Origin of the sequence: Shewanella sp. 10N.286.52.B9 (assembly GCF_002873635.1) — a bacterium.
GTDB lineage: Bacteria > Pseudomonadota > Gammaproteobacteria > Enterobacterales > Shewanellaceae > Shewanella.
The window spans coordinates 60,072-70,844 of sequence record NZ_MCTY01000047.1 but is presented as its reverse complement, the minus strand read 5'-3'; the positions used below and the strand labels follow the sequence as shown (position 1 = coordinate 70,844).

Here is a 10,773-nt window from a genome sequence, read left to right as displayed (position 1 = left end):
ATAATTTATAGATTTAATAATTATTGTCCGTGAATGTTTAACGGATAACATGTCAGAATTTTAAGGTGAAATAAATGAGTGATACCGATGATTGGGCTGCTGCAATGGCAGAGCAGGCACTTGAAGAAGCAAAAGAAGCTGAACAAGTCGCCCTTGATGAACTGGTAGATGAAGCCGCGCCAATCTCGCATGATCAAGCTGAAAAGCTCGATGCCATTATGGATATACCGGTAACGATTTCGATGGAAGTCGGTCGCAGTTTTATTAGTATTCGTAACTTGCTGCAACTGAACCAAGGTTCGGTGGTCGAGCTAGATCGGGTGGCGGGTGAGCCCCTTGATGTGATGGTAAATGGCACGCTTATCGCTCATGGCGAAGTGGTTGTGGTGAATGACAAATTTGGTATTCGTCTGACAGATGTGATTAGCCAAACAGAACGCATTAAGAAGTTAAAGTAATCGAACAAGCATTAAGGATTTAACCCTGTGTTGAATGTGTTCTCCTCGCTAGCGTTAGCTAGCTCTGCGCTTACTGACACGGCAACAACCGCAGTTGCCACAACCGTGTCTAAAGCCCCAGAAACATCAAATGTGGCTGCGCTTTCAAGCATGGTGGGCGGGCTTATTCTCGTTATCGCCATCATCTTTTTACTGGCATTTATTGTCAAAAAATTAAACTTAGTGCAGTCAAATCAAGGGGTGATAAAAACCATTGCCATGACGCCACTTGGTCAAAAAGAAAAGCTGGTTCTGGTTGAGCTTGAAGGTCAGCAATATCTTTTAGGGGTGACCTCACAGCAAGTTAACCTTATTGATAAGCTAGACACAAACGTTGAAATAGAAAGCACTAGTTTTGCCACTCGTCTCAAGCAAGCAAAAGCGCAAGCAACAGTCAAGGCCAAGGATCTGCAATCATGAAAAGATGGATAGTGCTGGCTTTGTTGGCTGGATTAATGTTCACGCCTGTTAGTTTTGCAGAAGATGGCTTACTAAAAGCAGTGACAGTGACTGCAGGGGCTGACGGCAGTACCGAATATTCAGTCACTATGCAGATATTACTGCTAATGACGGCCATGAGCTTTATTCCAGCAATGGTAATAATGCTGACCTCATTTACCCGCATCATCGTGGTGCTATCAATTTTGCGCCAAGCATTAGGTTTGCAGCAAACCCCATCAAATCAGGTGCTCATTGGCATTACCATGTTCATGACCTTTTTTATCATGGCGCCAGTATTTGATAAAATTCATGCTGAAGCGGTAAAACCTTACATGAATGAAACTCTGACAATGCAGCAAGCCTTTGAAGTGGGTAAAGAGCCCTTAAGGCAGTTTATGTTGGCGCAAGTCAGAACCACAGATTTAGAAACCTTTGTCGAAATTTCAGGTTATACCGATATCACTTCCCCTGAGCTGGCTCCGATGAGCGTTTTGATACCAGCGTTTATCACCAGTGAGCTTAAAACCGCTTTTCAAATTGGCTTTATGTTATTTGTGCCATTTTTGGTATTGGATTTGGTGGTCGCCAGTATTTTGATGGCAATGGGTATGATGATGTTATCGCCGATGATTGTGTCCTTGCCCTTTAAAATCATGCTGTTTGTGTTGGTTGATGGTTGGGGCTTAGTACTGGGCACCTTGGCCAGTAGTTTCGGCACTTAGGTTTAGGGAGCAGGGCTAATGTCACCAGAGTCATTGATTGATATTTTTCGTGAGGCGCTGTCCGTTATCGTGCTCATTGTCTCGGCTATTATCTTACCGGGTTTATTTGTCGGTTTGATTGTGGCGGTGTTTCAGGCTGCCACCTCCATTAATGAACAAACCTTAAGTTTCTTACCGCGTCTATTAATGACCCTGTTTTCACTGATGTTTTTAGGCCATTGGCTGGTGCAAACCATGATGGATTTTTTCTATAATATGGTGGATATGATCCCGCAGGTTATAGGTTAGGTCATTGGATATTCTGTTCGAGGAAATTAGCCAAACCATTGCCGCCTATATTTGGCCGCTGTTTCGTATTTCTTCAATGCTAATGGTAATGACGGTCTTTGGCGCCAATACGACTCCGTCGCGGATCCGCTTATTATTGGCGATGGCCATCACCATTGCCGTTGCGCCGGTACTGCCAAAAACAGCATATGTGGAGCTATTTTCATTAACTGCAGTATTTGTTTCAGCTCAGCAGATTTTAGTGGGCACAGCTATTGGTTTTGTGACCATTTTAGTGATGCAAACTTTTGTATTAACAGGGCAAATTATTGGTATGCAAACCAGTTTAGGCTTCGCTTCCATGGTGGACCCAGGCTCCGGTGAGCAAACCCCGGTAGTGGGTAACTTCTTTTTATTGCTGGCGACCTTGATTTTTTTAAGTGTAGATGGTCATTTATTGATGTTTAAAATGCTGGTGGCCAGCTTTGAAACCATTCCGGTTTCAACCGAAGGCTTTAGCATTGCCAATTATAAAAAACTTACCGAGTTTGGCAGTTATATGTTTGGCGCGGCGTTAACCATGTCAATATCAGCGATTGTGGCATTATTGCTTATTAACCTCTCGTTTGGAGTAATGACCCGGGCTTCACCGCAGTTGAATATTTTTGCCATCGGTTTTCCAGTGACTATGGTCAGTGGCTTATTTATTCTCTGGCTGACCCTAGGCCCTATCATGTCTCATTTTGATCAGGTGTGGCTGCAAGCCCAGCTGCTGATGTGTGATATTTTACAACTGACCTGTCACATTGACGGTTCCATAAGCCAGTAGGGACAAGATGGCAGAAGATACCGGTCAAGAACGCACCGAGGACCCCACCGCCAAGCGACTGGAACAGTCCCGTGAAAAAGGTCAGGTCGCCCGCTCTAAAGAGTTAGGAACCGCAGCAGTATTATTAGCATCTGCTGTGGGGTTTGCGTTTGTTGGCCAAGATCTGGCGCGCAGCTTACACAGCGTGATGACGCAAATGCTCACCATGGAGCGGGATCAGATCTATGACACCAACTCTATGTTCCTAGTTTGGGGGGTTATTGGCGCTGAGCTTGCTTGGCCATTATTCAGTTTCATTGCTTTTCTCGCCTTTATTGCCTTTCTTGGCAATATTGTCTTAGGCGGTATTACTTTTTCGGTTAAAGCTTTTATGCCTAAGGGCAGTAAAATGAACCCTGCTAAAGGCTTTAAAAGAATGTTTGGCACCCAGGCCTTAGTTGAACTAACTAAAGGTATTGCTAAATTTTTGGTGGTGGCAATATCGGCGTATTTTTTATTGTCGTTTTATTTTTACGATATTTTGACCTTATCTATGGGTCATTTACCGGGAAATATTTACCACGCGCTGGATCTATTGGTATGGATGTTTATTTTATTGTGTTCATCAATGCTATTGATTGTGGTGATTGATGTGCCATTTCAAATATGGAACCACAATAAACAGCTTAAAATGACCAAACAAGAAGTTAAAGACGAGTATAAAGACTCTGAAGGTAAGCCTGAAGTAAAAGGCCGTATTAGGCAATTGCAGCATGAGATGGCCAATAAACGCATGATGTCTGAAGTGCCCAATGCCGATGTGATTGTGGTTAACCCAGAGCATTACGCTGTGGCAGTAAAATATGATGCCAGTCGTTCATCTGCGCCATTTTTAGTGGCAAAAGGGGTTGATGATGTGGCCTTTAAAATTCGCGAAATAGCCCGAGAGCACGAAGTGCCAATTGTATCAGCGCCGCCGCTAGCCAGAGCCATATATCATACAACTAAAATTGACCAACAGGTACCGGAAGGACTATTTACCGCCATTGCACAAATCTTAGCTTACGTATTTCAGTTAAAACAATACCAAAAGGGTCGCGGTAAACGTCCAAAACCTATTCCGCTCAATCAACCTATTCCGGATGATTTAAAACATTAGCTGCGGTGTTTTTAGGCACTCAAACCGCAACAGCTGCTATTAACTAATAGCTTGGCTTAGTAATTGCATTTCGCTGATGTCAGCGTCAAAAATATTACGAAAGGGTTTACGGTTAATGGATGTAAAGACAGCGCTAGGTCAAGCAAAGCAAATACGATTTAGCACATTCAAAGGTATTGGTACCCCTTTATTGGTGCTGGCTGCATTAGGTATGGTGGTATTGCCGATGCCGCCATTTCTGCTTGATATTCTATTCTCCTTTAACATTTCCCTCGCTTTAATCGTGTTACTTGTCGCTATTTATAGTGATCGCCCACTAGATTTTGCCGCATTTCCGACTGTTTTACTGGTGGCCACCTTATTACGCTTAGCATTGAATGTGGCCTCAACACGAATAGTGTTACTTGAGGGGCATAACGGTGGTGACTCCGCGGGTAAAGTGATTGAAGCCTTTGGTTCGGTGGTGATTGGCGGTAACTATGCTGTGGGTTTAGTGGTGTTTTTAATCCTGATCATCATCAACTTTGCCGTAGTAACCAAAGGTGCGGGGCGTATTTCAGAAGTGAGCGCACGTTTTACCTTGGACGCCATGCCGGGTAAACAGATGGCCATTGATGCCGATTTAAATGCCGGTACATTAACTCAAGATCAGGCACGTATTCGCCGTGCTGAAGTGACGAAAGAAGCTGACTTTTATGGCGCGATGGACGGTGCGTCAAAATTTGTGAAAGGGGATGCTATTGCTGGGATTATGATTCTGGTGATTAATATCCTTGGCGGTTTTGTCATCGGCATGGTGCAGCACGGCTTGGATTTTTCAAGCGCGGTGGAGATTTATACCTTACTGACCATTGGTGATGGTTTGGTGGCGCAAATACCCGGATTGCTTTTATCTATCGCCGCCGCCTTGATGGTGACGCGCCAAAATGAGTCTGGCGATATGGGCGGGATGATGATCAGCCAAATGTTCCATAGTCCTAAGTCTATGGCCATTGCATCAGCCGTGCTTTTTGTTATGGGTGTTGTACCTGGTATGCCACATTTCGCGTTTTTAACGTTTGCATTTATTACCGCAGGCGCAGCTTACTTTATTTATAAACGCAATAACGACAATAAAACCCTTGCGCTAGAAAAAGCAGTTAAAGGCCCAAGCGATGTCAAAGAGGCTGAGCCCAAAGAGCTAAGCTGGGAAGATGTACATCATGTAGACACCATTGGCCTTGAAGTGGGCTATCGACTTATTCCGCTGGTAGATAAAGGTCAAGGCGGCGAGTTACTCAGTCGAATTAAAGGGGTACGTAAAAAATTATCGCAGGAATTGGGCTTTTTGGTACCGGCAGTGCATATTCGTGACAACTTAGATTTATCCCCCAACTGCTATCAAATATCCTTAATGGGCGTGGTAGTTGGCGAAGCAGAAGTAAGACATGATTGCGAGTTAGCGATTAATCCAGGTCAGGTTTACGGCAAGCTTGATGGCATAGAGACCAAAGATCCAGCTTTTGGTTTAGAAGCCGTTTGGATAGCTCCAGCGCAACGTGAACATGCGCAAACATTAGGTTATACCGTGGTTGATACCGCGACTGTTGTTGCTACTCATATAAGCCAGTTACTGACCAATAATGCGGCTAAATTATTGGGCTATGAAGAAGTGCAGCAGTTAATGGATATGCTATCGAAAAACTCGCCGAAGTTAGTGGATGGCTTTATACCAGACGTTATGCCGCTAGGTTCAGTGGTAAAAGTGATGCAAAACCTTCTTAATGAAGGAGTTTCTATCCGAGACTTGCGCACAATCGTGCAAACACTGTTAGAATACGGCAGCAAAAGTAATGATACTGAAGTGTTAACCGCTGCAGTACGTATTGCCTTGAAACGAATGATAGTGCAAGAGATCTCTGGGCCCGAATTGGAAATCCCTGTCATAACATTGGCGCCAGAGTTGGAACAGATGTTGCACAAGTCTATGCAGGCAACCGGCGGTGAAGGGCCCAATATTGAGCCAGGCCTTGCAGAACGTATGCAGAAGTCATTATTAGATGCTTCTCAGAAGCAAGAAATGGTCGGTCAACCAGCCATTTTATTGACATCAGGCATGCTTAGGTCAACTTTGTCGCGGTTTGTGAAATACACCATTCCTAATTTACGGGTTATTTCTTACCAAGAAATACCCGATGAAAAGCAAATACGCATAGTATCTGCAGTTGGGCAATAGCAATGACTTTCAGTTTGAAAGAGGTACGTAGTGAAAATTAAACGATTTTTTGCCAAGGATATGCGCTCAGCATTAGCTCAAGTCAAAGAGACTTTGGGCTCTGACGCGGTGATCATGTCGAATAAGAAAGTAACTGGTGGCATCGAAATTGTTGCAGCAGTTGACTACGATGAGCCTAAAGTTGATGTTGCAGTAAAATCGCCCGTTGCAGCCTTTATGAATGTGACTGAAGACCGTGTGTCAATTGGTGCTAATAAACCTGCTATTAAAGCACACACTAAAGTCAGCCCACCGCCAGTAGCTGATTCATTACAGGCGTTATTAGAAAAGCAGCATAGCCGCCTGCAGCAACAAATTTCCCAGCAACATGAAGAGCCGGAATTACCAGATTGGGCTAAACAGTTAGAAGCAAGCAAACCTGCAGCTAAAGAACCAAGACAGCATCAGCAACACATTGAGCCGTCTAGATCTCCAAATAAAGGTCATTCAGCTGAAATGGAAGCAATGCGCGAAGAGATGGCGTCACTGCGTGGTTTGCTAACTCATCAAGTTTCTTCATTAATGAAAGAACAGAAAAAACGCACCGATCCTGTGGGCGCGATGCTTGAAAGTAAATTAATTGCCGCAGAGTTCTCGCCTGCTGTCGCTGCCAAGTTATCCAGCCTAAGTCAGCAGTTTTCTCCCGCCGATTTAGTCAGAGCCTTACCCCAAAGTTTGGCCAACCTGCTCGATAACCAAGGTGACGATATTGTGCGCACTGGTGGCGTAGTCGCATTTGTCGGTCCAACTGGTGTCGGCAAAACCACTTCATTGGCTAAAATTGCTGCCAGATTTGCCGCTCATCATGGCCCAGAACAAGTTGCGTTAATTACCACAGATCATTATCGTATTGGAGCCTTTGAGCAATTGGCAACTTATGGCAAAATAATGGGCTGTCCAGTTAAACAAGCACATGATTTAACTGAATTAGAACAAATTCTTTATCAGTTTAAGAATCGTAAGTTAGTATTGATTGACACTGCGGGTATGGGGCAACGAGATTTACGCCTTTATCAGCAATTAGATGATTTGATGGCAAACACCAGAATACCCATTCGTAGTTATTTGGTGATGTCGGCAACCTCTCAACGAAGAGTGTTACTCGATGCCGTAGAACATTTTAAAAGAATCCCGTTATCTGGGTGTATACTGACAAAATTAGATGAGTCAGTATCTATTGCTGGCGCATTAAGTGTATTAATCCAAAATGGGTTGCCACTAAGTTATGTTACTGATGGGCAACGTGTTCCAGAAGATATGCAGGTTGCCGATACGCTTTCATTAGCAAGACAAGCGTTAGCAGCACTTAACGAAACAAAACCTCAAACGTCACCTGACACTGCGTGGTCAAATGACATGGCCTATGCATTCGAGTAAAGATATGACCCGAGATCAAGCAAGTGGTTTACGTATGATGAATCAACCAAATAACGATAAAGTAAAAGTAATTGCAGTCAGCGGTGGTAAAGGCGGCGTGGGTAAAACCAGTGTGTCGATTAATACCGCGGTAGCACTTGCTGAGAAAGGCAAACGGGTTTTAGTACTCGATGCCGATTTAGGACTCGCCAACGTTGATGTGATGTTAGGTATTCGAGCTGAGAAAAACTTATCTCACGTATTATCTGGCGAAGCAGAATTAGACGACATTATTGTTCGAGGCCCGAAAGGCATTGGTATTGTACCTGCCACATCAGGCACTCAAGCGATGGTGGAATTGACCCAAGCGCAACATGTTGGATTAATTCGTGCCTTTAGCGATATGAAAACCCAGTTTGATATTTTAATCGTTGATACCGCAGCGGGTATCTCTGATATGGTGCTGAGTTTTTCCCGTGCCTCACAAGATGTATTGATTGTAGTTTGTGATGAACCGACATCAATAACCGATGCCTATGCCCTGATCAAAATATTAAGTCGTGAGCACGGTGTGTTCCGCTTCAAAATTGTGGCAAATATGGTGCGCAGTTTGCGAGAAGGCATGGAGTTATTCGCCAAGTTAAGTAAAGTAACCGATAGATTTTTAGATGTGGCTTTAGAGCTTGTTGCGACAGTGCCATTTGATGAAAATTTACGTAAATCAGTACGTAAGCAGAAGTTGGTTGTGGAAGCATTTCCAAAATCACCAGCAGCCATTGCTTACCACGGTTTAGCCAATAAAATCATGAGCTGGCCTGTGCCACAGCAGCCTGGTGGTCATCTAGAGTTCTTTGTTGAACGTCTTGTTCAGCGCAAAGAAGTAAAAGAGGATACACCGAGTGAATAAAGCCGCCGCGTATACTCAGTTTGATAATAAAACCTCAATTGTTGAACAGTATGCACCGCTGGTAAAAAGAATTGCACATCATATGTTGGCAAGGCTGCCAGCATCGGTACAACTTGATGACTTATTGCAAGCTGGGATGATGGGGCTGCTGGAAGCATCATCAAAGTTTGATGGCTCTAAAGGCGCCAAATTTGAAACCTTTGCTGGGATCCGAATTCGTGGTTCGATGATCGACGAAATTCGCCGTGGTGATTGGGTGCCGCGCTCGGTACATCGTAACCAACGCCGTGTTGCACAAGTTATCGATGAACTGGGTCAAGAATTAGGTCGTGATGCCAGAGATACTGAAATCGCAGAAAAATTGGAAATATCTCTTGAAGAGTATCACCATATTTTAAACGATGTTTCAGTAGGAAAAGTTATTGGGATTGAAGACTTAGGTGTTTCAGAAGATGTGATTGTGTCTGATGAATTAACTGAGGATGAAAGTTTTGATTCTTTAGCCGAAGTGCAGTTTAAATCGGCATTAGCACAAGCAATTACCACATTACCCGAAAGAGATGCGCTAGTTTTGTCGCTATATTATGACGAAGCGTTAAATTTAAAAGAAATCGGTGCCGTTCTTGAGGTCAGCGAGTCGCGTGTTAGCCAGATCTTAAGTCAGGCAATGCTGCGTCTCAAAGGCAAACTCAAGCATTGGACACAGGTATAATTACTAATAAGAGCAACGAATTAAGCTCACCGGAGGAAACCTTGGACAAGAATATGAAGATACTGATTGTTGATGATTTTTCAACAATGAGACGTATCATAAAGAACTTGTTGCGAGACTTGGGATTTAATAATACTCAAGAAGCAGATGATGGCAATACCGCACTACCGATGTTACAAAAAAGCGATTTTGACTTTGTCGTAACCGATTGGAATATGCCGGGTATGCAAGGGATTGATTTGTTAAAAGCCATTAGAGCTGACGATTCATTAAAACACTTGCCAGTATTAATGGTAACAGCAGAAGCAAAACGTGAACAAATTATTGCCGCAGCGCAAGCTGGCGTTAATGGCTATGTGGTTAAACCTTTTACCGCAGCAACGTTAAAAGAAAAACTCGATAAAATCTTTGAACGTTTAGCCTAAGCAAAGGATAAGTTATGCAGGCAGCAATATCAGGGCTCATAGATCTTGAGCAAGCCCAGCAACTTGTTAAATTGCTTGAAGATGGACAACAAGAGCAAGCTGATGCGGTCATTCGTGACCTGTCAGTGCCAATACAACGTGAACTGTTTGATGAAGTTGGCAAGCTGACCCGTCAGTTACACAGTTCACTAAATGACTTTCAATTGGATACCCGTCTGGTTGAACTTGCTAACCATGAAATACCCGATGCAAAAGAAAGACTCAACTTTGTCATTGATATGACAGAGCAAGCTGCAAATAAAACCATGGATGCAGTTGAAGAATGTTTACCTTTGGCCGATACAATAATAAATAACATTCAATCGGTCACGCCAATGTGGGACAAATTGATGCGTAGGGACATTTCCTTAGTGGAATTTAAGTCCTTGTGTCATGACGTTCAACATATCATGTCCCATAGCGAACATGATTCAAATCGACTAAGAGAACTGCTCAATCAAATATTGATGGCGCAAGATTTTCAAGATTTGACTGGCCAAATGATCCGCCGAGTTATTGACTTAGTCATCGAAGTTGAAAGCAGTTTAGTGTCTATGCTGACAATCTTTGGCGAAAATGCAGCCGACTCGGATCGAGTCATTGATGATAATAAAATTGAAGCAGAAGGCCCTATCTTAAATGCTGACACCCGCGAAGACGTGGTGACTGGCCAAGATGAAGTGGATGATCTGCTATCAAGTCTGGGTTTCTAATTAGGAGTCAAATTTAATGTCTTTTGATGTTGATGAAGAGATACTCCAGGACTTTTTGATTGAAGCTGGTGAAATTTTAGAGCTTCTACAAGAGCAACTCGTCGCTCTTGAAAATAATCCTGATGATGCTGATTTACTGAATGCGATTTTTAGAGGTTTTCATACTGTAAAAGGTGGCGCAGGCTTTTTGAGCTTAGGCCCTATGGTCGATGTGTGCCACGAAGCTGAAAATACCTTTGACTTACTGCGAACGGGTAAGCGTCAAGTAAATGCCGAATTGATGGACATCATTTTGCAAGCTGTTGATGCGATTAATTCGATGTTTGCACAGACCCAGCAAGGTCAGCCACAAGATGATGCCGACGCCGACTTATTAGCTCGTTTAAAGCTGTTAAGTTCTGGAGCGCCATTAGCCTCAGAGCTTGCCAGCACGCCCGAAGACGCGTTAATTGCTGAAGAGGCTTTAATTGAAG

13 protein-coding genes are annotated in these 10,773 nt (G+C 43.5%); all 13 read left to right on the top strand.

Going from position 1 to position 10,773, the window contains the following annotated elements; translation table 11 throughout:
* Positions 1-74 precede the first annotated feature (74 nt).
* Positions 75-458, top strand: a complete 384-nt coding sequence (gene fliN / locus BCU91_RS04105) for a flagellar motor switch protein FliN (RefSeq protein WP_076540237.1) — start codon at positions 75-77, stop codon at positions 456-458.
* Positions 459-488: 30 nt separating this feature from the next.
* Positions 489-917 (top strand): flagellar biosynthetic protein FliO, encoded by a 429-nt coding sequence (fliO, locus tag BCU91_RS04100; protein WP_241904031.1) that lies wholly within the window; start codon positions 489-491, stop codon positions 915-917.
* Between the two features lie 35 nt (positions 918-952).
* Complete coding sequence (gene fliP, locus BCU91_RS04095; RefSeq protein WP_241901019.1) at positions 953-1,660, top strand: flagellar type III secretion system pore protein FliP; 708 nt, start codon at positions 953-955, stop codon at positions 1,658-1,660.
* An 18-nt stretch (positions 1,661-1,678) separates the two neighbouring features.
* The gene (fliQ, locus tag BCU91_RS04090) at positions 1,679-1,948 is read left to right on the top strand and encodes a flagellar biosynthesis protein FliQ (RefSeq protein ID WP_076540242.1); all 270 of its coding nucleotides are present in this window, start codon (positions 1,679-1,681) and stop codon (positions 1,946-1,948) included.
* Between the two features lie 4 nt (positions 1,949-1,952).
* Positions 1,953-2,756: a flagellar biosynthetic protein FliR gene (gene fliR / locus BCU91_RS04085; RefSeq protein ID WP_102439496.1), complete on the top strand. Its 804-nt coding sequence runs from the start codon at positions 1,953-1,955 to the stop codon at positions 2,754-2,756.
* Between the two features lie 7 nt (positions 2,757-2,763).
* On the top strand, positions 2,764-3,894 hold the full coding sequence (flhB, locus tag BCU91_RS04080) for a flagellar biosynthesis protein FlhB (RefSeq protein ID WP_102439497.1): 1,131 nt from the start codon (positions 2,764-2,766) through the stop codon (positions 3,892-3,894).
* 115 nt (positions 3,895-4,009) lie between these two features.
* On the top strand, positions 4,010-6,109 hold the full coding sequence (gene flhA, locus BCU91_RS04075; protein ID WP_102439498.1) for a flagellar biosynthesis protein FlhA: 2,100 nt from the start codon (positions 4,010-4,012) through the stop codon (positions 6,107-6,109).
* Between the two features lie 30 nt (positions 6,110-6,139).
* Positions 6,140-7,525, top strand: a complete 1,386-nt coding sequence (gene flhF, locus BCU91_RS04070) for a flagellar biosynthesis protein FlhF (protein WP_102439499.1) — start codon at positions 6,140-6,142, stop codon at positions 7,523-7,525.
* Positions 7,526-7,529: 4 nt separating this feature from the next.
* Positions 7,530-8,411 carry a MinD/ParA family protein gene (locus BCU91_RS04065; RefSeq protein ID WP_076540438.1) on the top strand — a complete coding sequence of 294 codons (882 nt, stop codon included), beginning with the start codon at positions 7,530-7,532 and terminating at the stop codon, positions 8,409-8,411.
* Positions 8,404-9,123 (top strand): RNA polymerase sigma factor FliA, encoded by a 720-nt coding sequence (locus BCU91_RS04060; RefSeq protein WP_102439500.1) that lies wholly within the window; start codon positions 8,404-8,406, stop codon positions 9,121-9,123. Before BCU91_RS04065 ends, BCU91_RS04060 begins: the two co-directional genes overlap by 8 nt.
* 41 nt (positions 9,124-9,164) lie before the next feature.
* The gene (gene cheY, locus BCU91_RS04055) at positions 9,165-9,548 is read left to right on the top strand and encodes a chemotaxis response regulator CheY (protein ID WP_076540257.1); all 384 of its coding nucleotides are present in this window, start codon (positions 9,165-9,167) and stop codon (positions 9,546-9,548) included.
* A 14-nt stretch (positions 9,549-9,562) separates the two neighbouring features.
* Entirely contained in the window at positions 9,563-10,300 is a 738-nt protein-coding gene (locus BCU91_RS04050) for a protein phosphatase CheZ (RefSeq protein WP_102439501.1), read from the top strand.
* Positions 10,301-10,316: 16 nt separating this feature from the next.
* Positions 10,317-10,773 (top strand): Hpt domain-containing protein (locus tag BCU91_RS04045; protein WP_198589953.1); only part of this gene is annotated, 457 nt, incomplete at its 3' end.